This is a genomic window from Bradyrhizobium sp. CCBAU 25338 (genome assembly GCF_028128965.1).
Taxonomy (GTDB): Bacteria; Pseudomonadota; Alphaproteobacteria; order Rhizobiales; family Xanthobacteraceae; genus Bradyrhizobium; species Bradyrhizobium liaoningense.
This window is the reverse complement of record NZ_LFKY01000043.1, coordinates 887158-911998: the sequence shown is the minus strand read 5'-3', so window position 1 is coordinate 911998 and position 24841 is coordinate 887158. Positions and strand designations below refer to the sequence as shown.

General features: G+C 64.9%; 26 protein-coding genes and 1 pseudogene. 19 read left to right on the top strand and 8 right to left on the bottom strand.

What is annotated here, in order from left to right:
- Nucleotides 1-2: 2 nt before the first annotated feature.
- Genes ACM42_RS38035 through ACM42_RS38020 form a run of 4 tightly spaced genes read left to right on the top strand, consistent with a single transcriptional unit; the run spans nucleotide 3 to nucleotide 3470 of the window.
- Entirely contained in the window at nucleotides 3-263 is a 261-nt protein-coding gene (locus ACM42_RS38035; protein WP_271533565.1) for a hypothetical protein, read from the top strand.
- A 9-nt stretch (nucleotides 264-272) separates the two neighbouring features.
- A complete protein-coding gene (locus ACM42_RS38030; protein ID WP_271533563.1) occupies nucleotides 273-749 on the top strand; it encodes a flagellar protein FlgN in 477 nt (158 codons plus the stop codon).
- 20 nt (nucleotides 750-769) lie between these two features.
- Nucleotides 770-2545, top strand: a complete 1776-nt coding sequence (flgK, locus tag ACM42_RS38025) for a flagellar hook-associated protein FlgK (protein ID WP_271533561.1) — start codon at nucleotides 770-772, stop codon at nucleotides 2543-2545.
- Between the two features lie 13 nt (nucleotides 2546-2558).
- Complete coding sequence (locus ACM42_RS38020) at nucleotides 2559-3470, top strand: flagellin (RefSeq protein ID WP_271533559.1); 912 nt, start codon at nucleotides 2559-2561, stop codon at nucleotides 3468-3470.
- 150 nt (nucleotides 3471-3620) lie between these two features.
- Here ACM42_RS38020 and ACM42_RS38015 read toward each other — a convergent pair whose 3' ends face one another.
- Complete coding sequence (locus tag ACM42_RS38015; protein WP_061883533.1) at nucleotides 3621-4559, bottom strand: LysR family transcriptional regulator; 939 nt, start codon at nucleotides 4557-4559, stop codon at nucleotides 3621-3623.
- A 210-nt stretch (nucleotides 4560-4769) separates the two neighbouring features.
- Between ACM42_RS38015 and ACM42_RS38010 the strand changes: the two genes are divergently transcribed.
- The 6 genes from ACM42_RS38010 to ACM42_RS37985 all read left to right on the top strand — a co-directional run bounded on the left by ACM42_RS38010 (nucleotide 4770) and on the right by ACM42_RS37985 (nucleotide 10753).
- Nucleotides 4770-5849, top strand: a complete 1080-nt coding sequence (locus tag ACM42_RS38010; RefSeq protein ID WP_271533556.1) for an ABC transporter ATP-binding protein — start codon at nucleotides 4770-4772, stop codon at nucleotides 5847-5849.
- Between the two features lie 34 nt (nucleotides 5850-5883).
- Complete coding sequence (locus ACM42_RS38005; protein ID WP_271533554.1) at nucleotides 5884-6600, top strand: HAD family hydrolase; 717 nt, start codon at nucleotides 5884-5886, stop codon at nucleotides 6598-6600.
- Between the two features lie 16 nt (nucleotides 6601-6616).
- Nucleotides 6617-7924 (top strand): NAD(P)/FAD-dependent oxidoreductase, encoded by a 1308-nt coding sequence (locus ACM42_RS38000; protein ID WP_271533552.1) that lies wholly within the window; start codon nucleotides 6617-6619, stop codon nucleotides 7922-7924.
- A 28-nt stretch (nucleotides 7925-7952) separates the two neighbouring features.
- Complete coding sequence (locus ACM42_RS37995) at nucleotides 7953-9002, top strand: ABC transporter substrate-binding protein (protein WP_271533550.1); 1050 nt, start codon at nucleotides 7953-7955, stop codon at nucleotides 9000-9002.
- Between the two features lie 156 nt (nucleotides 9003-9158).
- Nucleotides 9159-9971 (top strand): ABC transporter permease, encoded by an 813-nt coding sequence (locus ACM42_RS37990; protein ID WP_271533760.1) that lies wholly within the window; start codon nucleotides 9159-9161, stop codon nucleotides 9969-9971.
- Nucleotides 9968-10753 carry an ABC transporter permease gene (locus tag ACM42_RS37985; protein WP_271533548.1) on the top strand — a complete coding sequence of 262 codons (786 nt, stop codon included), beginning with the start codon at nucleotides 9968-9970 and terminating at the stop codon, nucleotides 10751-10753. Before ACM42_RS37990 ends, ACM42_RS37985 begins: the two co-directional genes overlap by 4 nt.
- A gap of 399 nt (nucleotides 10754-11152) precedes the next feature.
- On the opposite strand, the gene ACM42_RS37980 is transcribed toward ACM42_RS37985, so the two are convergent.
- Nucleotides 11153-11350, bottom strand: coding sequence for a (2Fe-2S)-binding protein (locus ACM42_RS37980; RefSeq protein WP_271533546.1), 198 nt, complete (start codon nucleotides 11348-11350; stop codon nucleotides 11153-11155).
- On the bottom strand, nucleotides 11347-12183 hold the full coding sequence (locus ACM42_RS37975; protein WP_271533544.1) for a xanthine dehydrogenase: 837 nt from the start codon (nucleotides 12181-12183) through the stop codon (nucleotides 11347-11349). The genes ACM42_RS37980 and ACM42_RS37975 overlap by 4 nt, the downstream gene beginning before the upstream one ends.
- Nucleotides 12184-12500: 317 nt before the next feature.
- Between ACM42_RS37975 and ACM42_RS37970 the strand changes: the two genes are divergently transcribed.
- Nucleotides 12501-13340, top strand: a complete 840-nt coding sequence (locus ACM42_RS37970; RefSeq protein ID WP_271533542.1) for an SDR family NAD(P)-dependent oxidoreductase — start codon at nucleotides 12501-12503, stop codon at nucleotides 13338-13340.
- A gap of 173 nt (nucleotides 13341-13513) precedes the next feature.
- On the opposite strand, the pseudogene ACM42_RS37965 reads toward ACM42_RS37970, so the two are convergent.
- Nucleotides 13514-13666 (bottom strand): annotated as a pseudogene (locus ACM42_RS37965) (molybdate ABC transporter substrate-binding protein); the annotation flags it as partial.
- A gap of 233 nt (nucleotides 13667-13899) precedes the next feature.
- Here ACM42_RS37965 and modD point away from each other — a divergent pair.
- A complete protein-coding gene (gene modD, locus ACM42_RS37960) occupies nucleotides 13900-14817 on the top strand; it encodes a ModD protein (RefSeq protein WP_271533541.1) in 918 nt (305 codons plus the stop codon).
- Between the two features lie 113 nt (nucleotides 14818-14930).
- Here modD and ACM42_RS37955 read toward each other — a convergent pair whose 3' ends face one another.
- Complete coding sequence (locus ACM42_RS37955) at nucleotides 14931-15896, bottom strand: DMT family transporter (protein WP_271533540.1); 966 nt, start codon at nucleotides 15894-15896, stop codon at nucleotides 14931-14933.
- A 355-nt stretch (nucleotides 15897-16251) separates the two neighbouring features.
- On the opposite strand from ACM42_RS37955, the gene ACM42_RS37950 reads away from it, so the two are divergent.
- The 3 genes from ACM42_RS37950 to ACM42_RS37940 are packed head-to-tail and all read left to right on the top strand — an operon-like array spanning nucleotide 16252 to nucleotide 18440.
- Nucleotides 16252-17598 (top strand): hypothetical protein, encoded by a 1347-nt coding sequence (locus ACM42_RS37950; protein WP_271533758.1) that lies wholly within the window; start codon nucleotides 16252-16254, stop codon nucleotides 17596-17598.
- A 12-nt stretch (nucleotides 17599-17610) separates the two neighbouring features.
- Nucleotides 17611-18120, top strand: a complete 510-nt coding sequence (locus ACM42_RS37945) for a DUF2249 domain-containing protein (protein WP_271533539.1) — start codon at nucleotides 17611-17613, stop codon at nucleotides 18118-18120.
- Complete coding sequence (locus ACM42_RS37940; RefSeq protein ID WP_271533538.1) at nucleotides 18117-18440, top strand: metal-sulfur cluster assembly factor; 324 nt, start codon at nucleotides 18117-18119, stop codon at nucleotides 18438-18440. Before ACM42_RS37945 ends, ACM42_RS37940 begins: the two co-directional genes overlap by 4 nt.
- Before the next feature lie 38 nt (nucleotides 18441-18478).
- On the opposite strand, the gene ACM42_RS37935 is transcribed toward ACM42_RS37940, so the two are convergent.
- Both ACM42_RS37935 and ACM42_RS37930 read right to left on the bottom strand, forming a co-directional pair.
- Nucleotides 18479-19075, bottom strand: a complete 597-nt coding sequence (locus tag ACM42_RS37935; protein WP_271533537.1) for a UbiX family flavin prenyltransferase — start codon at nucleotides 19073-19075, stop codon at nucleotides 18479-18481.
- Nucleotides 19072-20655 carry a UbiD family decarboxylase gene (locus tag ACM42_RS37930; protein ID WP_271533536.1) on the bottom strand — a complete coding sequence of 528 codons (1584 nt, stop codon included), beginning with the start codon at nucleotides 20653-20655 and terminating at the stop codon, nucleotides 19072-19074. The genes ACM42_RS37935 and ACM42_RS37930 overlap by 4 nt, the downstream gene beginning before the upstream one ends.
- Here ACM42_RS37930 and ubiT point away from each other — a divergent pair.
- The 4 genes from ubiT (at nucleotide 20596) to ACM42_RS37910 (ending at nucleotide 24157) form a co-directional block, all read left to right on the top strand.
- Nucleotides 20596-21249 (top strand): ubiquinone anaerobic biosynthesis accessory factor UbiT, encoded by a 654-nt coding sequence (ubiT, locus tag ACM42_RS37925; protein WP_271533535.1) that lies wholly within the window; start codon nucleotides 20596-20598, stop codon nucleotides 21247-21249. The genes ACM42_RS37930 and ubiT overlap by 60 nt on opposite strands.
- Complete coding sequence (gene ubiU, locus ACM42_RS37920) at nucleotides 21249-22226, top strand: ubiquinone anaerobic biosynthesis protein UbiU (protein WP_271533756.1); 978 nt, start codon at nucleotides 21249-21251, stop codon at nucleotides 22224-22226. Before ubiT ends, ubiU begins: the two co-directional genes overlap by 1 nt.
- Before the next feature lie 25 nt (nucleotides 22227-22251).
- A complete protein-coding gene (ubiV, locus tag ACM42_RS37915; RefSeq protein ID WP_271533534.1) occupies nucleotides 22252-23181 on the top strand; it encodes a ubiquinone anaerobic biosynthesis protein UbiV in 930 nt (309 codons plus the stop codon).
- Nucleotides 23182-23299: 118 nt separating this feature from the next.
- Nucleotides 23300-24157 carry an SDR family oxidoreductase gene (locus ACM42_RS37910; RefSeq protein WP_271533533.1) on the top strand — a complete coding sequence of 286 codons (858 nt, stop codon included), beginning with the start codon at nucleotides 23300-23302 and terminating at the stop codon, nucleotides 24155-24157.
- Nucleotides 24158-24248: 91 nt separating this feature from the next.
- On the opposite strand, the gene ACM42_RS37905 is transcribed toward ACM42_RS37910, so the two are convergent.
- Complete coding sequence (locus ACM42_RS37905; RefSeq protein WP_271533532.1) at nucleotides 24249-24764, bottom strand: YciE/YciF ferroxidase family protein; 516 nt, start codon at nucleotides 24762-24764, stop codon at nucleotides 24249-24251.
- Nucleotides 24765-24841 lie beyond the last annotated feature (77 nt).

The window sequence follows — 24841 nt, the reverse complement described above, 5'->3', positions numbered from 1 at the left end:
CGATGCCAGGCGAAAAGGCAAACGCCGTCGGCGAGGCTCTGCTGCTCCGGCTGCGGCGGCTTCTGGCGCGGACCGCGACGGTCAAGGGTAGCGACCGCAGGCAATTGCTCGCGCTGCTCGACGATCTGGAGACGACGCGGCGCGGTCTCCTGCGGGAGGCCGCGGAGATCGAGAGCGAAATGAGGCAGGCAACCGTCAGGACGACCGCGATCGGCGCGTATTTGCGCAGCTCGCAGGCCGACCGCGGCAAACGGCAGAACTAGAAGAAGGCGATGACCATGAGTGTAGCCCAAGCCAACAGGCAAGCCACCAGAACGAACGTCGCGAGCGGCGATAACAGGATCAAGTCGCTGATCGCGCTGATCGACACGCTGACCGCGCTGGTTGCGGAGGAGAACGCCGAGCTCGCCAAAGGCCTGCCGGCCTCCCGCCTGAAGCAGGTCGACGAGAAGAACAAGCTCGCGGAGATTTTCGAGCGGACCGTCGCCGAGTGCGCGGCGGGAACGACCAGCCTGACCGTCAGGGATCGCATCCTGCGCGAGCAGCTTCTGGACAAGATCCTGAAGCTGCGTGCGGCGATGGACGAGAATCTGGTGCGCCTGCGCGCGGCAATCGAGGCCAGCAACCGCCGCATCGAGGCCGTCATGCAGGCGATCCGCGAGCAGATCGCGGCGGTGTCGCCCTATGGCGCGTCCGGTCGCGTTGCGGCCGCCCGCACCGTTTCCAGCGGCACCAGCCGCAGCGCCTGACGGAACGAGGGGAAACCGCCGTGTCGCTCGATATCGCACGATCGATCGCCTTCAGCGGATTGTCCGCGACGTCCGTGCAGATCAGCGTGACGTCGTCGAATATTTCGAACGCCGACACGACCGGCTACACCAAGAAGTCCGCGACCCAGTCGAGCAGCGTCACCAACGGCGTCGGCACCGGCGTCACGGTGACCGGCATCACCTCGACCGTCGACAAGCTGCTGTTGAAGTCGCTGGTCAGCGCGGATTCCGAGCTCGGCGCGGCCGACACCGCCAATACCTATCTGACGTCGCTCCAGAAGCTCTACGGTTCGATCAGCAGCAGCGGCGATTCGTCGTCGGGGACCTCACTCGCCAACAGCATCGCCTCGCTGGAGTCGGCGCTGTCGTCGTTGGCGAGCACGCCGAGCAGCGCCTCGCTGCAATCCAACGTCGTCAGTGCGCTGGATGACGTTGCCAGCCAACTGCGTGAGACCTCGAGCGGGATCCAGAAGCTCCGGTCGGATGCCGACCAGGACATCTCCTCGTCGATCGACGACGTCAACGCGGATCTGAAGCAGATCGCGGACCTCAACGCCGAAATCAAGCAGACGGCGGCGACCGGCCAGTCGACCGCGGATCTCGAGGACCAGCGCAATACCGCGCTCCAGGACCTCGCGTCCAAGATGAATATCAGCTATTTCACGGCGTCGAACGGCGATCTCCAGATCTACACCGCGTCAGGCCAGGCGCTGGTGGACTCTTCCGCGCATACGATCAGCTATACGGCGGCCGCCAATGTGACGGCGTCGACGACCTACACCGCCGGCTCTTCGTCGAGCGGCTTCAGCGCGATCACCGTGAACGGGGTGGACATCACCTCCCAGATCACCGGTGGGGACATCGGCGCACTCATCACGCTCCGTGACGATACTCTGCCGGACGCGCAGTCCCAGCTCGACCAGCTGGCGCAGCAGCTTGCGTCCGTGATGAACAGCGTCTCGAACAGCGCCTCTTCGGTGCCGGCGCCGACCAGCCTGACGGGGACGACGGCCGTCACCAGCAGTTCTGCCCTGTCCGCCTCCGGCTCGGTGCGTATCGCGGCCACCGACCAGAGCGGCAATCTGGTCTCCTACGCCGACCTCGACCTGTCGTCCTACGCCACGGTCGGCGATCTCGTCACCGCCATCAACGGTATATCCGGATTGTCCGCCTCGGTCGACTCGGACGGCCATCTCTCGATCACGGCGACCGGCTCCGGCAACGGCGTCGCCATCAACGAGATGACGAGCTCGGTCGGAAGCTCCAGCGAGGGATTCTCCGAATATTTCGGCCTCAACGATCTCGTGACCGGAACGAGTGCCTCGGACATCGCGGTCAACAGCAAGATCCTGTCCGGGACGAACGAGCTGCAGCTCGCGACGCTGGATTCGTCTTCGAGCCTGACGGTCGGCAGCTCGGTGCTGTCGTCCGGCTCGGCCACCGTGGTCAATGCCTTGTACGATGGGCTGACGGACTCGCGGACGTTCGCGTCGACCGGCGGGCTTGCCGCCACCACGGGTTCGCTGGCCGACTACGCCTCGGCCATCGTGTCCGACGTCTCCAGCAAGGCCTCGCAGGCGTCCACCGACTACACGGCCAAGGAAACCGCTCAGTCGACCTACGCGAACTCGCTGGCGTCGCAGTCCGGCGTCAACCTCGACGAAGAATCAGCCAATCTGAGCACGCTTCAGAACAAATATTCGGCGGCGTCAGCGCTGATCCAGGCCATCAACTCCATGTACTCGGCGTTGCTCACCGCCGTGCAGTCGACATAACGGGGGCGCGCTGATGGTCGCGATGCGGGTTGCCACCTTCGCCCAGTCGAACCGGATGATCGCCGACGCGATGCGCGTGGAATCGGTCATGGCCCACATGCAGATCCAGGAATCCTCGGGGGTCGTCTCGACCGATTTCGGCGGCTATGGCTCGGATGCGCAGCACGTCGTCAACCTCCAGGTTTCGGTGACGCGCGCGCAATCCTATATCGATGCCGCCACGCTCGCCGACAGCAAGGTCCAGGTGATGTATTCGGCGGTCGGCTCGGTGACGGACATCCTCACCCAGCTCCGGTCCCAGCTCACCGCCGCCTCGACGGGAAGTTCAACCGAGGTGAATTCGGTGATCAGCTCCGCTCAGCAGATGCTGGAGCAGATGGGCTCGCTGATGAACACGCAATATGACGGCCAGTACGTCTTCGCCGGCGGCAAGACGGACACCGCACCGGTCGATCTCACGAGCTTTTCGTCCGGCACTGGTTCGACCACGACTGCGGACACCAGCTATTACAATGGCGACAACGAAATCGCTTCGGTGCGGGTCGCCGCCGACGAAACCGTGTCATACGGCGTCACCGCAGACAATTCGGCGTTCGAGGAAGTGATGCGCGTGCTGAAGTTCGTCGCCAACAGCACCACGCTGTCGTCTTCGGACATCACCAGCGCGCTCGACCTCGCCAGCACGGCGCTCGACGACACCGCCGCCGTGCAGGCCAAGCTGTCGAGCTCGTCGTCCTCGATCGAGACCGCGAGCGCCCGCCAGACCGAGTACAAGAGCTATGCGGAGACCTTGTCGAATGACCTGACCAGCGTCGACGTCGCCGCCGTCACGGCGCAGCTTTCGACTTACCAGACGCAACTCACGGCGTCCTATTCGGCTCTCGGGAAGATCTTGAGCCTGAATCTTGCGAGCTATCTGAAGTGAAGCGAGGCTTTGTGCGGGCTTCGATCATTTGCCGGACTCCACCAGCACCTCTCGGAGCGTCAGGTCAATGCCGGACTCCGTTCGGTTCGGTCTGCGACGCGAGGACTAAACCAGAGCCTGTCGAGCGGCAGTACGATCCGCGCGATCGCATCAATAGCACGCAGCCATCGCGCCGAGCTTCGGATAAAGCCGATCGATCGCGGCGATCTCGCTTTTCATCTGCGCGGTGATCCAGTCGCGGATCTCGGCGGCGATCGGGCGCATCGGCCGGTTGCGCGGCGGCAGGAATTCGCAGATGCGGCGCGTGGTGGTGAGCGTGTCGGAGGCCGGCACCAGCGCGCCGGTGAGCAGCCAATGCGAGGTGACCGTCAGCCAGCCGAGCGCAATGCCCTGGCCGAGTAGCGCAGCCTGCACGACGACGGCATAGTCGGTGAAGCTCAGCGCTTTGGCTGCGCCGCGGCGCCCGGTGAGCAGCGAGGCGTAATCCGCGGCCCAGTCGCCCGGCGTCTCGGCGAGACGAATGATGGTGTTGCCTTCCGTTGGATCGGTCTCGCCGAGATAGCCGGGGCTGCACATGGGCAGCATGACTTCCTTCATCACCAAGGTGCCGCCGGATGACGGCTCGTCGCGATCGCGGAAGCGCATGCCGAGATCGACGTTCTCCACCGGTCCGCGTAGCGCACCAGAGATGAGCTGGAAGCGCAGATCAACTTGCGGAAACTGCTTTTGCAGCTTGTCGATGCGCGGCATCAGCCAGTGAGTGGTGAAGGCGGAAGAGACCGACAGCGTCACCGTCTCGGTGCCCTTGCGGCGCCGCTCGATCTCGACGAGCCCGCTCTCGATGCTGCGAAAGCCTTCGAGCACGCGGCGATAGAGCAGCTCGCCTTCCTCGGTCAGCACCGCGCGGCCCGCTGTGCGGTCGAACAGGCGCACGCCGAGATGCTCCTCGAGCTGACCGAGCATGCGGCTCACCGCCGGTTGCGTGACGTTCAATTCGGCGGCCGCCGCCGTGAAGCTGCCATTGCGCGCCGCTGCGTCGAAGACGAACAGGGCGTTACTGGACGGCAGCATCCGGCGCAACTCAGGCATAACGTCATGTTATGAGGCCCGTAATAATTTGGCAATTGCCGGGTTTTGCCAAGTCTGTTGTCATTGGCATCACAGCCTAAAGACAGGGCTCGCCAGAGAAGGTTGGGTGCACTGCACGCTCCAGACGTGAGTGCCCAGAATCCCTGTCTATAAAGCAGGCTTATGGCGCGCAGTGAGGCACGCCGTTGCAGGGATGGGTGAGGTCGGTCGTTGGACAAGCGAGCGGAAAGCGTCGAGATCAGGTCCGCGAGCAAGGCGTATGGCGCCGTTCGCGCCCTGGACGACGTGTCCCTCGATGTCGGCGCCGGCGAGTTCGTCTCGCTGCTCGGTCCCTCAGGTTCCGGCAAGACCACGCTGCTCGGCATTCTCGGCGGCTTCATCCTGCCATCGTCGGGCTCGATCCATTTCGGCGACCGCGACGTCACCTACATGCCGCCGCACAAGCGCGACATCGGGGTCGTGTTCCAGAACTACGCGCTATTCCCGCATATGAGCGTCGGCGAGAACGTCGCCTTTCCGTTGCGCGCGCGGCGGTTGTCCAAAGCGACCTGGCCGGAGAAGGTGCGTGCGTCGCTCGCGATGGTGGGGCTCGCCGGGTATGAGGAGCGCGGCATCGCGCAGCTCTCGGGCGGCCAGCGCCAGCGCGTGGCCCTGGCGCGCGCGATGATCTTCGAGCCGCGCCTGATCCTGATGGACGAGCCGCTCTCCGCGCTCGACAAGCAGCTGCGCGAATCCATGCAGATCGAGCTGCGGGCGCTGCACAAGCGCATCGGTGCCACCATCATCTATGTCACGCATGACCAGCGCGAGGCGCTGACCATGAGCGACCGCGTGGCCGTGATGAAGGACGGCCGGCTGATCCAGATCGACACGCCCGAGCGGCTGCACGACCATCCCGCCGATTCCTTCGTGGCCAGCTTCATCGGCGAGGCGACCATGCTCCCGGTCCGTCGCGTCGATACCTCCAGTATCGCACTCGGCAATGTGCTGCTGCGCAGTGCGCGCGCGCTTCCCGATGGCGACGCCCTGATGCTGGCGGTGCACAGCGAAAAGCTGCTGATCGACGACGGCGCACAGGATCCCGCCTGCAACCGGCTGACCGGGACGGTCACCGACATCGTCTATCAGGGCGAGAGCCTGCGCATCTTCCTGGCCCTGGAAGGCGGCATCGAGCTCAGCCTGCGCCAGCCGGCCTATCACCAGGCCTACAGCCGGATTCCGCCGCTCGGCGGCGGTCTCACCGTCACTCTCCACCCCGAAGACACCATCGTCGTGCCCCGGGTGGACTGAACCCACGCCCGTTCAACCGAGAGAAGAAACGACCATGTCCACCCCAGCCGCATTCAGCCATTTCAAGGTCCTCACCTTCGACGTCGTCGGCACCTTGATCGATTTCGAGAGTGGCGTCCTTGCCGCGGTGCGCCGGATTTCGGGCAAGACCCCGGCCGAGCTCAGCGACGACCGGATCTTCGAGCCGTACAAGCGCGGCCGCGACAAGCACTATGAGCGCTCGAGCGAGGCGATGTTCCATGTCTATCGCCATCTCGCCCAGGAGCTCGGTCTGCCGGCCGATGATGCCGCCTGCGATGCGTTCCAGCTCTCGGTGCTGCGATGGGGCCCCTTCGCCGATTCCGTCGAGGCCCTGAAGCGCCTGCGCACCAAATTCCGCCTGGTCGCGATGACCAACGCCGACCGCGTCGCGCTGTCCGCTTACGCCCATGCACTCGGCGATCCCTTCGACGACACCGTATGCGCCGACGATACCGGCGTCGCCAAGCCGAACGCCGAGTTCTTCGCCTACAACAAGGGGCGGCAGTCCGCCTTCGGCTACAAGCAGTCCGACATATTGCACGTCGCGCAGAGCCAGTATCACGACATCGGAATCGCCCGGAAGCTCGGCTACAAGGTGTGCTGGATCGAGCGCCGCCAGGGCATCGCCGGTTTCGGCGGCACGCCGGCCGTGGAGACGTTGACCAAGCCGGACTTCCATTTCCCGACCTTGAAGGCGCTGGCCGATGCGGCCATCGGGCCGGCGGCGTAAGTACGTGAGCGCGGGCATGACAGGGGAGTGGAGCGCGCTGCCATCGGCCAACTCGCTGTGGGCCGCCACCGCGGAGCCGGCGCGCGACTTTCCGGTGCTCGCGGGCGAGTATCAGGCGGACGTGGTGATCATCGGTGCGGGCTATACCGGCCTGTCCGCTGCGCACCACATCGCCCAAAGCGGCCTGTCACCGGTCGTGCTGGAAGCCAACCGTCCCGGCTGGGGCGCGAGCGGGCGCAATGGCGGGGTAATCACCGCGAAATTCCGGCTGTCGTTCCGGCAGATCGACGCCGTGCACGGCCGCGACATGGCTCGGCGCATGTACGAGATCGCGCATGAATCGACCGACATCGTCGAGGAGCTCGTCTCCGAATTCGGCATCACCAGCGCGAACCTGACGCGCACCGGCCAGGTCAAGGCCGCGCACAACGAGACGACGCTGCGGGCCGCGATCGACGAGGCCAATTGGATGACGCGCGAGATGGGCTCGGCCGAGGTCCGCATCCTCGACAGGGGCGGCGTGCGCGAGGAGACCGGCTCCGACGTCTTCGTCGGCGGCGTGCTCAACCCAGGCTCGGGCGGCATTCATCCGCTGAATTATCTGCGCGGCCTCGCCGACGGCCTGGCGCGTAGGGGCGTTCCGATCTTTCAGGAATCGCCCGTGATGAAGCTCCGGCGGGACACCGACGGCATCGTCGCCGAGACGCCGCGAGGCGCCCTGCGGGCCAGGCAGGCGATCATCGCCACCAACAGCTATTCCGACCTCACCGGTGCGACGGCGCATCTGCAGCGCACGCTGATCCCGTTCCGCAGCGCCATCATCGCAACCGACAAGCTGCCGCGTAATCTCGCCGGAAAGTTGATGCCGACGGGCCGCACCTACACCGAGACCAAGCGCATGATGCGCTGGTTCCGCATGGTCGACAACCGCGTGATCTTCGGCGGCCGCGGCGCCTTCGGCAAGCAGGACTCGCAAGCCGCATTCGACGCGCTGCGCAAGGCCATGGTCGGCATCTTCCCCGATCTCGCCGACGTTCCGCTTGCCTACACATGGTCCGGACTCGTCGGCATGACGCTGGATTCGGTGCCACATATCGGCCGGCTCGACGACCGCACGCTGTTCTCGGTCGGCTACAACGGCGCCGGCGTCGCGATGTCGAGCCTGATGGGCCGCTATCTCGCCGCCCTTGTGCGCGGCGAGACGCCCGAGTTGGCGCTGCTCGACGCGCGGCGCATGAAAGCGATCCCGTTCTATCCGTTGCGCGAGCCGGCCGTCCGCATGGTCGCCGGCTGGTATCAGTTTCTCGACGCGATCGGTCAGTGACATTGTTATGGCGATGGAGGAGGCGAGGATGATGACGACACGGACTTTTGGACTGAGCTGTGCCGTAGCGGGCGCAATTGCACTCGGCGGCTCGGCGGCGGATGCCGCCGAGCAGATCACCTTCGTCTCGCAGGGCGGCGCCTATCAGCAGGCGCAGACGGTGGCGATCCTCGATCCCTCCGCCAAGAAGCTCGGCATCACCATCAACCAGGATTCCATTCCCGACGCCTGGCCGGCGATCAAGACCCAGGTCGGCAGCGGCAAGCCGATCTGGGACGTGGTCGACACGCCAACCGGCTATTGCCTGCGCGGTGGCGAGCAGGGGCTGATCGAGAAGCTCGACTTCTCCAGGATACCGAACGCGGCGGCGATGCCGGAGGCCTATCGTAGCCCCTATTCGATCTCCTACGAATTCTATTCGAGCGTGCTGGCCTACAGCCAGAAGACCTTCGCGAAGGACGCGCCAAACAGCTGGGCCGATTTCTGGGACGTCAAAAAATTCCCCGGCCGCCGGGCGCTACGCAACCACCCGATCGCCACGCTCGAGGCGGCGCTGATGGCCGACGGCGTCGCGCCGGACAAGCTCTATCCGCTCGACGTCGACCGCGCCTTCAAGAAGCTGGAGGAAATCAAGCCGCACATCACGGTGTGGTGGACCTCGGGCGCACAGTCGGCGCAGCTGCTCAACGACGGCGAGGTCGATATCGAGATGGCTTGGAATGGCCGCGTCAGCGCGCTCGCCAAGGAAGGCGCCAAGGTCGCCTTCACCTACAACCAGGGCATTCTGCAGAGCACCTCGCTCTGCATCCTCAAGGGCGCACCGAACCTCGACACGGCCGTGAAATTCCTCAACGAGGCCGTCGATCCCGTGCACCAGGCCAATCTGCCGCTCCACATCGACTACGGCCCGGGCAATCCCAAGGCTTTCGAGACCGGCGTGATCAAGCCGGAGCGCGCCGCACAGTTGCCGAGCGAGCCGGCGAACGCGGCCAAGCAGGCGCTGATGTCCTACGCCTGGTGGTCCTCGCCGGCCGGTGAAGCGGCCGAGAAGCGCTGGGCGTCGTTCCTGCAGAAGTAGGCCGAGCGAAGAGATGAGCCGGAGGAGCATCGGTACCGGTTCTCCTCTCCCTCTCCCGCCTGCGGGAGAGGTGCAGCAACCGAGACCAGCGAGGCCGCGTTGAAGACATCAGTGTCCGATCCATCGGAGCAGCATCGGCGCCGCGAGAACGGGCTGATGCTGGCGCTGGTGTCGCCGGCGCTGCTCGTGATCCTGCTCCTGATCGTGCTGCCGGTCGGCTGGCTGGCCTGGCAATCGGTCTATCAGGACGGCTTCACGCTGGAACATTACCGCCGCGTCTTCACCGAGGCCATCTACTGGCGCAGCTTCGCGCTGACCTTCGAGATCAGCCTCGCGGTAACCGTCATCGCGCTGCTGCTCGGCTATCCCGTGGCGTATCTCGCCAACTCCGTGCCGAAGGGATGGAGCATCCTGATTCTGTCGCTGGTCGTGCTGCCGTTCTGGACCAGCGTGCTGGTCCGGGCCTATGCCTGGCTGGCACTGCTGCAGCGGACCGGCGTGATCAACCAGTTCCTGCGCTATCTCGACGTCATCAGCGAACCACTCGCGCTGGTCCACAACACCTTCGGCACGGTCGTCGCAACCGTGCACATCTTGCTGCCGTTCATGGTGCTGCCGCTCTACGCCACGATGCAGAAGATCCCCGGCGATTTGATGCAGGCCGGCGCCAGCCTCGGCGCGAGCCCGTCGCTGACCTTCGTGCGCGTTTTCCTGCCGCTGTCGCTGCCAGGCGTACTCGCGGGCTGCACCATGGTGTTCGTGCTCTGCCTCGGCTTCTACATCACGCCGGAGCTGCTCGGCGGCGGCCGCACGGTGATGGTGTCGATGCTGGTCAGCCGAAATGTCGAGCTCTACAACCAGTTCGGCGCCGCAAGCGCCGTGGCCGTTGTTCTGCTTCTGAGCGTGCTCTTGATCTTCGCCGTCGTCAGCCGCTTCGTCGCGCTCGATCGCATCCTGGGACAGAAATGACGCGCCTCTCGCCCGCACGGATTGCGCTCTATGTGGTCAGCGCCCTGGTGCTGGTCTATCTGATCCTGCCGGTGCTGATCATCGCGCCGATCTCGTTCTCCGGCGCGCGGTTCCTGACCTTCCCGCCACCTTCGTTCTCGCTGCGCTGGTATCAGCAATATTTCGCCAATCCCGCCTGGATGCAGGCGACGCGGGTGACGCTCACGCTCGCGCTTCTGACGGTGCTGATTGCAACGCCGCTCGGCATCGCCGCCGCCTATGCCATCAGCCAGTCGAAGCTGCGCATCATGCGCGTCATCCATCTGGCGCTGCTGCTGCCGCTGGTGGTGCCGATCATCATCATCGCGGTCGGGATCTTCTTCATCTACGCCAGGGTCGGCCTCGTGGCGACCATGCCGGGCCTGGTGCTGGCGAACGTGATGCTTGGCCTGCCCTATGTCGTCATCTCGGTTCTGGCGGGCCTGCAGAGCTTCGATCCCGCCCAGGAGATGGTGGCGCGCAGCCTTGGCATGAACCGGCTGCGCAGCTTCTTCGCGGTGACCTTGCCGCAGATCAAGTCCAGCGTGATTGCCGGCGGCGTCTTCGCCTTCATCTCGGCGATGGACGAGACCATCGTCGCCTTGTTCATCTCCGGTGGCCAGTACCAGCCGCTGACCAAGCGCATGTTCACCGCGCTGCGCGACGAGATCGACCCGACCATTGCAGCGATCTCGACGCTGATGACGGCGGCGTCCTTCATGCTGGTGCTGCTGGCGAGCGCGCGGCAGCGGAGGAATTCTTAAGGCGCCCGGCGATCGCGGGAGACGCAACTCTTGATCGCGACGAGAAATCGACCCATTGAACTCGCGCACTCGGGCCCGCAACTCGCGAGACGAACGATAGTGACGTGATGGTCCGAACCAGGCGCACGCTCCACGCCGGCGGCGAAGATATAAAGTACAAATGCAGCGTGGCCGATCCGGGAAGCCTGCGGGCACCGGCACATTACAGCATGATCCGGAAGAATGTGCAGTGGTTTTCCGAAATGATCATGCTCAGACAATAAAGCGCGATGACGATTCATCGCAATCGCATCGCGCTTTAGTGGTCAGGCGCCTCTTGCGCGTACCTGATCATGGCGTCCGGGTGGCTGCTCAGCGAACGCAGCCGGGCTTCCGCAAGACCAGGAGGGGGATCGCCCGTCAGAACGTTCCCGTTTGTACGCAGCGCGGCGGCTGCTCCTCGAGGATCCGCCGCACGGATTGCGAGCATCGTCCGCACCTGACGGTGCAGCCCAGGCAGTCGTAGACCTGCGCAGCCGAAAAGAGTTCGTCGTCGGTCGAGCCGACCGCACCCCTGATGTCGTGATCGCTGATGATGTTGCAGGAGCAGACGATCATGCCGGATTCCGTTGCGTGATGCGATGTGCGGTGTGGAACTTGACGGCGGCGGTTGTGGCATTGGCTATGGCGCGCCCGCGCTCATCCGTTCCGGTCCACTGGGCGTGCCGCCCGCGCGGATCGATCTCCAGCAGCTTGACGCCGGCCGGAACTTCACTGCCGTCGCGGGCGATGCCGCGCAGGATTCCGTCGCGCGGCGCGAGCACGGGAACGCCGGAGAGATGGCCGAGCGCGAGATCCCGGTAGACGCGGGCGCCGATCTCGACCGGCGTGTGCCAGCGTCCCGCGAACGGCGAATAGACGAAGCGTTCTGCGCCGACATCACCCAGTGAACTCGCAACGCCATCGGCAGTGTCGGTCCAGCGTGCGTCGGTGACAAGTCCGATCTTGCCGGGCCGGGTCTCCACCGCGACGTCGCAATTGGAGTTCGATGAGAAGCCGGGACCTAGCCCGATAGCGAGCCGGGCGAGTCGCCTGAGGTCGGGCGTGATCCGGCGCTTCTGCAGACGCGCATCGATCAGAAGGTCAATGTGGCGGACCGGAAGCAGATCGAGCAGGCCGAGCCATGTGACCAGGATTTGCGCCGGTCGACGGAGCGCCTGATGGACCTGCACGCCGTCGTCGACGCGCTCGGCAACAATGTCCTCAAGCTGCACGGTGTCCGTGAAGAGCGCGTCATGAAAGGCCATCTTGCGCCGAATCACCGGCGGATCCGGATCGTGTGACATCACGACGCAATATCCGGCGCGCACGAGCTGGATGCCGATCGCGGATGCGATCTCATTGGTGCCGAGGATGACGGCAAAGAGTCGATGGTCGTTCGGCTGGGGCATTTGAAACCACGTTTGCGGAGTAAGTGCAGCAAGATGCGATCAAGCTTGGAACAAGGAGAGCAAGAGCCGGGCCATTTGGAATGATTGAAAAACAGCTCTCAACCGCTGGCCAGCACTCGGGAAGGAGGTTTGCGCCGTGACGGCGCCACTTGGTTCGAAAGCGCACGCACGCGTGTCGCAAATCTGGCAGCGTGTCGCGAAGCCGACATTCAGCCGTGAAAATCGCAGCGATCCGGCGGCGGGGCGTGGCCCAAATCCTGCAAAGTTGCTCCCGTTGTCATTGTCTGGCGTCCGTCCGGACGCGGCGAGGAGTTGACATGACGCTCGATCTTTTGGATCGCGATGATGCCCCTTCGGGTACATCGGCACCCGATGTCGCACTGTGTCCGTTTCACGGCGACAAGTCGCGGGCAGAACATGGTGAGCGCAAAACGCTGGTTCTGACCGGCGCGTCCCGCGGCATCGGCCATGCGACGGGAAAGCTGTTTTCGGAGGCGGGCTGGCGGATCATCACCTGTTCCCGGCAACCGTTCGACGGTGAGCGGTGTCCCTGGGATTCAGGGGCGGACAACCATGTGCAGGTGGAATTGAGCGACCATCGCGCGCTGCCGCGGGCGGTCGCCGGGATCAAGGAGCGGCTCAACGGCGGGCCGCTGCATGCGCTGATCAACAATGCCGGCATTTCGCCCAAGGCGGCTGACGGCGCCCGGCTGAACTCGCTGACGACACCGGTCGAGACCTGGATGAGCGTGTTCCACGTCAACCTGCTCGCGCCGGTCCTGTTCGCGCAGGGCCTCGTCGACGAGCTGAAGCGGGCTGCCGGCGCGATCGTCAATGTCACCTCGATCGTGGGCTCCCGGGTGCATCCGTTTGCCGGCACCGCTTATGCGACGTCGAAGGCCGCGCTTGCGTGCCTGACCCGCGAGATGGCGCACGACTACGCGCCGTTCGGAATTCGCGTGAATGCGATCGCTCCCGGCGAAATCAAGACCGATATCCTGTCGCCGGAGACCGAGGCCCAACTTGCGCCGATCATTCCGATGCATCGCGTGGGCACGCCGGACGAGGTCGCGAGGGTGATCTTCTTCCTCTGCTCGGAGGCGGCCAGCTACGTCACAGGTGCGGAAGTACCGATCAACGGAGGGCAGCACGTGTAATCAGGCGGCAGCGGCCCGCCACGGAAAAAGTCTCGCGGATTTGCGCTGGATCAATGCGGAGATTTCGATCTCGAGCGTGTCGCGCGTCGCGATAGCAAATTCCGTGAAACGGATGACAAAGCGTGCAGGTGCGATGGAATCTTTTTGCAGCAATGCCGACAAGTTGAGCGCGACTCGTGCCCAGTCTTCTGTTTGAAGAGGGCGGCGATCTCCTTGGCGGCATCGGTGAAGTTGGCGGCCACGGCGACGTTGGTCTGCGCGGCCTGCGCCGATGCGCCTGCGAGCAACAATCCTGCAACAATGGTGATCGAGCGAAGCAGCTTCATGGTGAACTCCAGCGGCCGGCAATTGCTTCAGCGCAGCCCGATTGCTGCAAGGCGCCGGCCGGAAGCATCCCAGCAATCGGCGTGCCGGATATGCGGTCGCAGTCTGGTGTGCGCCTTGCAAGAATGGCGTCAAAAGAGGGGGCTTCCCGCCTCTTGCGACGGCGGGATCGATGATCCGCGTCAGATTTCCGACAATTCGTCGGCAAGTCGACACCAATGAAGGGAAGCACGACATGGCAACCGTCGCATCACGCGCCGAACTGGAACGCCTGCTGGAGGACGACGTCCCGTACGGCGATCTCACCACCGAGGCGCTCGGGATCGGCGGGGTCATCGGCGTGATGAAGTTCGCCGCGCGCGCGCCCATGGTGCTGGCGCTCGCCGAGGATGCCGCCGCGATCATCACGCTCGCCGGCTGCGAGGTGGAATTGTTCGCCGCGTCCGGCGCGGCGCTGGAGCAGGGCGCCCCGATCCTTCAGGCGCGCGGTCCGGCCGCGGGCCTGCTGCGGAGCTGGAAGGTGGCGCAGACCTTGATCGAGATCTGGTCGGGTGTGGCCAGCGAGACCCGCGCCATCGTCGATGCGGCGAGGGCGGTCGCTCCTCATATCCCGGTCGCCTGCACGCGCAAGAACGTGCCGGGCACCAAGCGCTTTGCGGTGGCGGCCGTGAAGGCGGGCGGCGCCGTGATGCACCGGCTCGGCCTGTCCGAGACCGTGCTGGTGTTTCCCGAGCACCGCGTCTTTCTCGGCGAGCTGCCGCTGTTTCAAGCGGTCGAGCGGCTGCGCCGGGCGGCGCCGGAGAAGAAGCTCGTGGTCGAGGTGAAGACTGCCGATGCCGCACTTGCCGCGGCGGTGGCCGGTTTCGACGTGATTCAAGCCGAGAAGTTCTCGCCAGCCGAGATAGCTGCATTGGTCAAGCGCATGGCATCCATGGCCTATACGCGCGTTCGGCCGATCATCGCCGCCGCCGGTGGCGTCAATGCGGCAAATGCCGCGGCCTATGCAGAGGCCGGCGCCGATGTCCTGGTCACGTCCTCACCCTATCTGGCGAAGCCGAGGGACGTGCAGGTGCGAATTGCGACAGCCGACGACAGCACGCTCAACGCGCGGCTAAGTCCCAAAATGCGTGCGGCCGTTCCGGCGTCGACGTAGCAGGAGCTGCATGAGATCGAGACCTCGGTCGCAAACCGTCGACGATCTTCTCTGCCTCGGTTCTAACGCGATTCATGGCCCAAGGGAATCGGACGTCTCCCGCATCGCCGTCGCTATTTGGACAGGCTCCTGGTTTCGGGTTGGCTTCCGAGAAGCAGAACGAGCCCGGCAGTGACAATCGCGATGCCGATCCACTCGATGGCGGTTGGAATCTCCGCAAGCACCGGTATCGCCAACAGCGTTGCACTTGCCGGTACCGCCGCAGCCAGTCCGGCCGACGGCGTTGGCCCGAGAATCCTCGCGGAAATGGAGAACAGGATGACCGCCAGGAAACCGGGACCCAAGCCCTGGAAGGCGGCCTGAAGCAGTATCGTGGACCACGGCGCATCCTGGATGGTGGAGGGAAGAAAGAAAAACCAGACCGGCAGGAAAAGCAACGCGTTCGGCACGCTGACCAGAACCAGCGCCTGGCGCGCCTCGACCTGCCAGTGCTTCACGCCCATCACATAGATCGAGAGCACAGCTGACGCCGCGAGGAAGAACGCGACGGCCGATGCCACACTACTGCCGCCGGCGCGCATGCCCGGAATGCCAATGAGTACTGCGCCGACGAGCAGGATGAGAACTGCGATGAGTTGCCGCCAGGACGGCACGCGTCGTGCGAAAAACAAACCCAGCAAAATGGTGAAGATCGGTAACGAACCGTTGGCGAACGCTCCCCCGTATGCTGCCGACGAGCCCTTCAACCCGAAGTACATCAAAATGTTGTAGAGTGCGCCGGGGCCAAAAATTGACATCGACAGGATTGCGTGCAGCGGCAGGTGGCGCGGCCACCAGGCCTTGGCGAACGGAAGAACCAGGGCGCCGGCGACCAGGAACCGAAGTGCCGTCAAATCGAAGGGCGTCAGGCCGGATTGCATGCCGGCCCTTGAGAAGACAAGAAAGCCGGACCAGATGCAGAACACGCCGGCTGCGCTTAGGAGTCCGAGAATCCGCTCGTTCGATTTGGCTGCAGGAGTCAAGCCGGTGTCCGATTGCTTGAGATGTCTTTGCGCACTTAAAGCACCTGTGAGTTTCAAAATGCTCTCCGCAACATGGTCATCAAAGATGACGCCATGGTGATCGGCCCTCGGGGGATTCTCTAGCCGAGAGTTCGGCAATCCGCTCTGCACCTCCGCCGACCCAGTGAAGGGCAATTCGACCCGCGTTCCCTGCCATGACCAATGTATCCACCGCGAAGCACGGCGCCTGCCGCTTGCACGTCAGACCGGGCGAGCCGGCATTCGCGAGAATCCGAAGGGTGCATCGAACTCTGGTCGGGGCGGGTCGAGAAAGGAGAGGAGTTTGCGCCTCGACAAAGAGGTTGTGGCTGCAGCTGCCTACCTTTTTCGAGCGCTGGCACGGAATTGCGTGCAGGCGATGGGAAGCAAGCCGGTGATCGGAACCAGCCTCTGTAGATGGACCGTCAGCTACTTCGCGCTCGCAGTCGTGTGGCTGCTGCTCGCGGAAGTTATGATGGTTGCCGGGTTCGGCTTTCCGCACGACGACATCGGCGGACCGGACACGCTCGTCATCGTCCACATGGTTTGCGTCGGCTGGTTGAGCACGGTTTTGTGCGGCGCGCTGTTTCAGTTCGTGCCGGTGCTGGTCGCAAAGCCGCTCTATGCGGAGCGCTGGACGCTGCCGGCCCTCGCGCTGCTGACGCTCGGGCTGATTGTCCTGCTCGCAGGCTTTCTGGCTCTGGGCGGCCACTTCGACGGGCCGCGCTGGCTGCTTCCGGCCGGCGCGGGCCTGCTGATGGCCGGTTTCGCATTGGTCGTTGCCAATCTCGGTATGACGCTCTGGTCGGCTCGCCCGCTGCCGGAGCCCGCGCGGTTCGTCGCAGTCGGGCTTGCCTCCATCTGTGTCACGGCGGCCTTCGGCGGCCTGTTCTCTCTGGTGCTGTCCGGGACGGCCGTCGGTGCACTGTGGCCGGACCTGCTGGTATCGGGCGTTCCGATCCACGCGATTGCGGGGCTTGGCGGATGGCTGACGTTCACTGCCATGGGAGTCAGCTATCGCCTGCTTGCGATGTTCATGCTCGCGCCCGATGGCGATGCGAAGCTGGGTCGGCTTGCCTGGCGTGGCGGGGCCGCCGCGCTGGGGGTCGGTGTTGTCGGTGGCGTGCTTGCACTGTGGCGCGCGACCGGACTGAATTTGGTGCTTCTGCTTGCTGGAGCTGCGGCCCTGCTATCGCTGGCCGCTTATGGCCGTGACGTGCTCGGCTTGTACAGGACCCGCAAACGCCGCGCGCTCGAGCTCAACACCCGCATGAGCCTGCTTTCGCTGGGGAGCCTCATCGCAGTCGCAATCCTTGGCGCCGCGTTTGTTGTGACCGGTTCTTTACAGTCGCATGCCGGAGCGCTGGCCTTTCTGGTCGCGTTCGGCTGGCTCACTGGTCTCGTGCTCGCCAATCTCTACAAGATCGTTCCGTTCCTGACCTGGCTCGAGACGTACGGCCCGGTGATGGGCAAAGCGCCGACGCCCCGCGTCCAGGATCTCGTCGCCGAACGCCGCGCGTCAAAATGGTTTGTCCTGTTCTTTGCCGGGACTTGGGCAGCCACGTTGATGCTGCTGCTGGATGCGGGACTCGGCTTCCGCATTGCTGTCGCGGTCGTGACGCTTGCGACGCTTGGCCTCGTTGAGGAACTCGTCAGGGCCAGGCGGCTTGCGGATGTGGCGGAGCCGTTGCGCCTGCCGGCCGGAGCAGTCGTGCCCCATATTCTGGTCTCGCGAAACTGAGAGGAGACTGCAATGACCGAATTCATCGACGTCGACGTCCGGCCGATCCTGCGTGCAGGCGGCGAGCCGTTCTCGATCATCATGGCTGCGCTGGAGCGGCTGGAGCCTGGCGAAGGCCTGCGGCTCTTTGCTCCCTTCAAGCCGGTTCCTTTGTTTGACGTCATGGCGAGCAAGGGCTTCGCGCATCGCGAAGCCGAACTCGAAGGCGGCGAATGGGAGATCCGGTTCATGCCGGACGACGGCTCGTTCGCAGCGGCCGAACCAGCGCCCGCTGCGACGAGCGACAGCGATTGGCCGGAGCCTGCCGTCCATCTCGACAACCGCGACCTCGATCCGCCGGAGCCGATGGTTCGGATTCTGGCCTCGGTGGAGCAACTTGCGCCTGGGCAGACGCTCTCCGCTTTGCTCAGTCGTGAACCGGTGTTCCTGTTTCGGGAGCTGACCAGGCGCGGCCATCAGTGGCGCGGCGGCTTCACACCGCAGAGGGACGCCTATCAACTGACGGTAAGGGTACGCGCATGACTGCCAGCGACGACGATCTCGTGGCCCAGATAAGGCAGGCGCTGAAGGTCGTGATCGATCCGGAACTCGGACACAACATCGTAGATCTGGGCTTTGTCTACGATGTATCGGTCGATGATGGCGTCGCGCACATTACGATGACGGCGACGACGCGAGGTTGTCCTGCCGCCTCCTTTCTCAAGGAGGGCGTTGCCAACAGCGCGGGTCTCGTTCCGGGTGTGGAATCGGTCGACGTCACCATGACGTTTGAGCCGCCCTGGCAGCCCTGGATGATCTCGCCTGGCGTAAAGGCGTCGCTCGGCTTCGCCGAGGTGAATTGATTGCTCGAGGCGGGTTTGACGCGAAGGCGTTCCGTCGGCTACGCGCCATCGAAGCTCGAGCCGGACCAGACTCTTGCCGGCGTGCGAAGGTTTGTCAGGTCGAGCAGGTTGATCGCCCTTGCGGCGATCTGGTCGATCGCGTCATCCAGCGACTGTGGTCTCAGATAGAACGCGGGCATCGGCGGGGCAATGATCGCGCCGATCTCGGTCGCCTGCAGCATCGCGCGCAAATGGCCGAGATGCAGCGGGCTCTCGCGGACCAGCAACACCAGCCGGCGCCGCTCTTTGAGCTGCACGTCGGCGGCGCGCGTCAGAAGGTCGTCGAGCTGCCCCCAGGCGATGGCCGAGAGCGTACGGATCGAGCAGGGCGCCACGATCATGCCCGCGATCGGATACGAACCGCTGGCGATCGAGGCGCCGACGTCCGAATGAGGATGGCAGCGGAAGGCGATGGCACGCAGCCGCGCCAGCGCATCGATACCGATTTCTTCGTTCAGCGTCCGCTCCGCCGCGGGCGAAACCACGAGGTGCACCGCGCAGTGTGGATTGTCCGCCAGCCGCTCGACGACGCGAACGCCGATCGCAGCGCCCGAGGCGCCGGTGATGCCGACGACGATGCCGTGCCGCCCGCTCATGTGAGGACTGGAGCGCGTGCGGGCACGCCGGAAAGGCCGAGGCTCGACCACATCGCATCGACACGCGCGGTTACGGCAGGATCCATGGCCAGGGGAATGCCCCAGTCCCGATCCGTCTCCGGTGCAATCTTCGTGGTGGCGTCGATGCCGAGCTTGCCGCCGAGGCCCGATTTCGGCGAGGCGAAGTCGAGATAGTCGATCGGCGTGTCGGTGAGTGTCACGAGATCGCGCGAGGAGTCGCTTCGTGTCGAAACGGCCCACATCACGGCCCGCCAATCGCGGATGTCGATGTCCTCGTCGACCACGATCAGGAGCTTTGTGTAGCTGAATTGCGGCAGCATCGACCACAGGCCCAGCATCAGGCGCCGCGCCTGGCCGGGATAGCGCTTCTTGATCGCCGCGACCGCGATGCGGTAGGAGCAGGCCTCCGGGGGCAGCCAGCAGTCCGTCACTTCGGGGAATTGCTGACGGATCAGCGGCACGAACAGGCGGTTGAGCGCCTCGCCGATCTGCGACGGCTCGTCCGGCGGCCGGCCCGTGAAGGTCGAGAGGTAGACGGGCTGGTTTCGGCTGGTGATCGCCGTCACGCGCATCACGGGAAATGCCTCGATGGAATTGTAGTACCCGGTGTGATCGCCATACGGTCCCTCGGGCGCGGTTTCGGTCGCGGAGACGAAGCCTTCGATGACAATCTCGGCCTCGGCGGGTACCGCGAGCGGGACGGTGAGGCATGGCGCCAGGTCGGGCCGTTCGCCGCGCAGGATTCCGGCGAAGCGCAGCTCGGACAGCGTCTCGGGCAGCGGCATCACCGCGGCGAGGATCGTGGCGGGATCGGCTCCAATGACGATCGCGACCGGCATGTCGCGTTCGATCGCCTTCCATTGCTGGTGATGGCGGGCGCCGCCGCGATGCGCGAGCCAGCGGATGATCGCGCGGTCGCGACCGAGCACCTGCATGCGATAGACGCCGACATTTTCATCCTGGTCGGCCGTCGCGGAGTCAGGCGGCACGGTGATCACGAGCGGCCAGGTGATCAGCGGCGCCGGCTCGCCGGGCCAGCAGATCTGTATCGGCAGCTTTGCGAGATCGATATCCGGCCCCATCGTGACGCAGTCCTGGACCGGCGCCGCCGCGCGCGTGCGTGGGCGCGTCGCCAACGCGGCGCGAGCGAGCGGGAGCTTGTTGAAGGCATCCCTGATGCCGTTCGGGGGCCGCGGCGCGCGTAGTTCGGCCATCAGCGCGCCAAGCTCTTCGAGGCGATCGGGCACGATGCCCATTCCCCATGCGATCCGCTCCATCGTTCCGAACAGATTGGTGAGGAGCGGCATGTCCGACGGACCACCGTCGGCCTTGACGGGCTGCTCGAACAATAGTGCCGGTCCGTGTGCCTCGAGCACGCGCCGGTGGATTTCCGTGATCTCGTGGACGACCGAGACCCTCTCGCGAATGCGTCGCAACTGGCCCCGGCTTTCGACGAAGAGCAGGAAGTCGGACAAGCCGCGAAAGCGGGGTACATCACGTTGCAACTGAACCAGCTCCTCAAAAAAACCAGAGCTAGCCGGGTTGATTTCGAGGTTCATTGTTCCGGCTCAAATACAGCGGCGTGCATTCCGTCCAGATGTGTGTCCATGAATGATCCGTCCGCCGCATCGCCCGGCCCGTTGCCCACGATTCCGCCGCTCCTCGCGCTTGCCATGCGTCCGCTGCCGCTGTTGCCGCTGCAGCTCGTTCTCACCGCCGTCCTGCAGCGGATCCATCGGCACAACTCGGCGATGTTCGAGCGGCTCGGCGACCACGCGCGGGCGCGGTTCGGCATCAAGCCCATCGATCTGCCACTTGCCTTCGTGGTCGAGGCCAGGCCGCCGCGGCTGTCCGTCGTGCGCGACCTGCCGCGAGGTCTGGATGCGCGGATCTCGGCCTCGCTCGCCAATCTCCTGGCTCTGCTCGAAGGCCGGGTCGATGGCGATGCCTTGATGTTTTCGCGCGAGCTCGTCGTCGAGGGCAACGTCGAGGCTGTGCTCGCGCTGCGCAATGCGATCGACGACGCCCAGCTCGATCTTGCCGTCGAGCTGTCCTCGCTGTTCGGCCCGCTGGGCGCGCCGGTGCGGCGCGCCTTCGAGGTCGCCCGTGGCCGCGTAATCGGCTCATCGCAGCAAAGCGAGCAATGGAGATGATGGAGCTGATCTGTCCTGCCGGGACGCCGGCGGCGTTGAAGAGCGCCATCGATGCCGGCGCCGACGCGATCTATTGCGGCTTCAACGATGAGACCAATGCACGCAATTTTCCGGGGCTGAATTTCAGCCGCGACGAGCTGCGCAAGGGCATCGCGCTGGCGCATGGCCGCGGCGCGAAGATCCTGGTGGCCATCAACACCTTCCCGCGCGCCTCTGCCGTCGACATCTGGAAGCGCGCGGTAGACGATGCGGTGAGTGCCGGCGCCGATGCGCTGATCCTCGCCGATATCGGATTGATGGACTACGCGGCGAGACGCCATCCGAACCAGCGCCTGCACGTCTCGGTTCAGGCCGCGGCCGCGAATCCGGATGCCATCGCCTTTTACGCCGAGGCGTTCGGGGCGCGGCGCGTCGTGCTGCCGCGTGTCCTGAGCGTGCCGGAGATCGCTGAGATCACCCGGGAGACGGCCTGCGAGACCGAGGTCTTCGTGTTCGGCGGGCTCTGCGTGATGGCCGAGGGGCGCTGCTCGCTGTCGTCTTATGCGACCGGCAAGTCGCCGAACATGCAGGGCGTCTGCTCGCCTCCAAGCCATGTGGTCTACGAGCAGACCGCGGAGGGGACGACGTCCAGCCTGGGCGGCTTCACCATCAACCGGTTCGGGGCGAGTGAGCCGGCGGGCTATCCGACGCTGTGCAAGGGGCGCTTCTCGACCGCACAGGGCGCCGGCTACATCTTCGAGGATCCCGTCAGCCTCGATGCCACGACGCTGCTCAAGGGCCTGCGTGATGCCGGGGTGACCGCGCTCAAGATCGAGGGCCGCCAGCGCGGCCGCGCCTATGTCGAAAGCGTGGTGCGTCATTTCCGTCATGCGCTCGCGGCGCTCGAGAGCGGAAGCGAGGCGGATATTGCGAGCCTGAAGCCGTTCACCGAGGGGCAGGCCTCCACGCTCGGCGCCTATCGCAAGACGTGGCGCTAATCCATCGAATATGTGAGGTCCAGCGATGCAACTCAGCCTCGGCCCGGTTCTGTACAATTGGGCGCCGGATCGCTGGCGCGATTTCTATTTCCGTATTGCCGACGAAGCGCCGGTCGACGTCGTATCCGTCGGCGAGGTTGTCTGCTCGAAGCGTTCGCCGTTCTTCGCGACCTACCTGCCGGCCGTGGTCGAACGGCTGCAGAGCGCCGGCAAGCAGGTCCTGCTGGGCTCCCTGATCCTGGTCTCGCTGCGGCGCGAGCGCCGTCAGACCGAACAGCTCGCGGCGGCCGAGGGCGTCTTGGTCGAGGTGAATGATCTGACCTGTCTCAGGGCGCTCGCAGGCCGGCCGCACGCCATCGGGCCCTTCGTCAACATCTACAACGAGGCGAGCGCGGCCTTTCACGCCGCGCGCGGGGCGAGGCGCATCTGCCTGCCGCCGGAGCTGCCGCTGGCCTCGGTGGCGACGATCGCGAGAGCCGTTCCGGACGTCTCGATCGAAGTGTTTGCGTTCGGCAGGGTACCGCTCGCCATCTCCGCCCGCTGCTATCATGCGCGCCTTCACAAGCTCGCCAAAGACAATTGCCGCTTCGTCTGCGAGCAGGATCCGGATGGTCTGCTCCTGAACACGCTGGAGCAGCAGGACTTCCTGACCGTCAACGGCGTGCAGACCCTGTCTCATACCTGCACCAATTTGCTGGGCGATGCCGGCATGTTGCGCGACAGCAACGTCGGCTCGCTGCGCCTGTCGCCGCAGGATTGCGACATGGTCGCAGTCGCCAGGACCTTTCGCGACGTCTTGGACCGTCGCGACGACGTCGATGCTGGCAACCGCCGCCTCGCGGCCGCTTATCCGGGCGTGCCTTTCTCCAACGGGTTCCTGTGGGCGGAGCCGGGTCATGTCTATCGTCGTGCCCAGTCAGCGGATGCGCCTATCGGAACCCCGCCAACGGCGTAACGGCACGCAGGTCCTCACAAAGGGGGCGGCGCGAGCCTCGCGGCATGGCGTGGCTCGGACAATACCAGGAACACTTCCGGCGCCGCCCCGTTAGCGCAGCAAACGCCGGGAGTTGTCCATGACCGACTATCCAAAGCCGCCTTATCCCTCGCAGCAGCAGCCGATGCCCGGTTCGACGCGGGCGATGCAGCCGCGACCGGATCATGGCGAGGAGAGTTACAGGGGCTCCGGACGCCTGGCCGGAAAGAAGGCCATCATCACGGGCGGCGACAGCGGCATCGGCCGCGCGGTCGCGCTCGCCTACGCACGTGAAGGCGCGGATATCGTCGTCTCCTATTTGAATGAGGACGAGGATGCGGCCGAGGTCAAGGCTCTGGTCGAGCGGGAGGGACGCAAGGTCGTCCTGATCCCCGGCGATATCAGCAATCCCGATCACTGCCGCGCCATCGTGCGTCGCACCGTCGAAGAGCTCGGCGGCATCGACATCCTCGTCAACAACGCGGCGCATCAGGCCACGTTCAAGGACATCGCGGATATCAGCGACGAAGAGTGGCAGCGGACGTTCGAGACCAACATCCACGCCATGTTCTATCTGACCAAGGCCGCCGTCCCCCATATGCGGCCGGGAGCTGCGATCATCAACACGGCTTCTGTGAATTCGGACATGCCGAACCCTACGCTGCTGGCTTACGCAACGACCAAGGGGGCCATCCAGAATTTCACGGGCGGGCTCGCCCAGATGCTGGCCGAGAAGGGGATTCGGGTCAACGCGGTGGCCCCGGGTCCGATCTGGACTCCGCTGATCCCCTCGACCATGTCGGAGGAAAGGGTCAAGAACTTCGGCAAGCAGGTCCCGATGCAGCGCGCCGGCCAGCCGGCGGAGCTCGCGACGGCGTATGTCATGCTGGCCGATCCGCTTTCGAGCTACACCTCGGGGGCGACGCTGGCCGTCACCGGTGGGAAGCCGTTCATCTGATCGAATGTGCCCGCCGGCGGCGAGCCGGTCGCAAGGAGCGTGGCGGCGCCGCGAGCGGGGCCGCCACCAGGTCCCGGTCAGCCGGCCTCAATCACGCGGCGCTGGAGGCCTTGGCGTTGACGCCTTTGCGAAGAGCCACCGTGTTCAGCTTGGTGTTGGCGGCCTTCTCCTCGTTCAAATTGGTCGTGAGGAAGCGCACGATGTCGTCGTGGCCGAGCTCTTCGGCCCACGCGATCAGCGTGCCGTAGCGGCACATTTCGTAGTGCTCCACGGCCTGTGCGTTCGCGACGATCGCGGCGTCGAGCACGGCCTTGTCCTCGATCTCCCCGGCGGTCTCGTCGGCTTCCTTGATGAGGCCGTCGATGGCCGGACAATGAGTGCCGCTCGGCTCCTTGCCGAGTTTCGCGAACACCTTGTCGAGGCGTTCGACCTGCTTGTTGGTCTCTTCCAGGTGGGTTTTCAGCCCGGCGACGAGGTCCCTGTTGGTCGCCTTGTCGATCATCTTCGGCAGCGCCTTCAGGATCTGCTGTTCCGCGTAATAGATGTCCTGGAGCCCGTGCAGCAGCAGGTCTTCCATCGATTTGATGTCCTTGGTGAAGAATCCCATAAACGACGTCTCCTTTTCACAATGATGGCAGTGGAACGCCGTGGGGCCGTGGCTGTTCCATTCCCGTGGGCAGATCG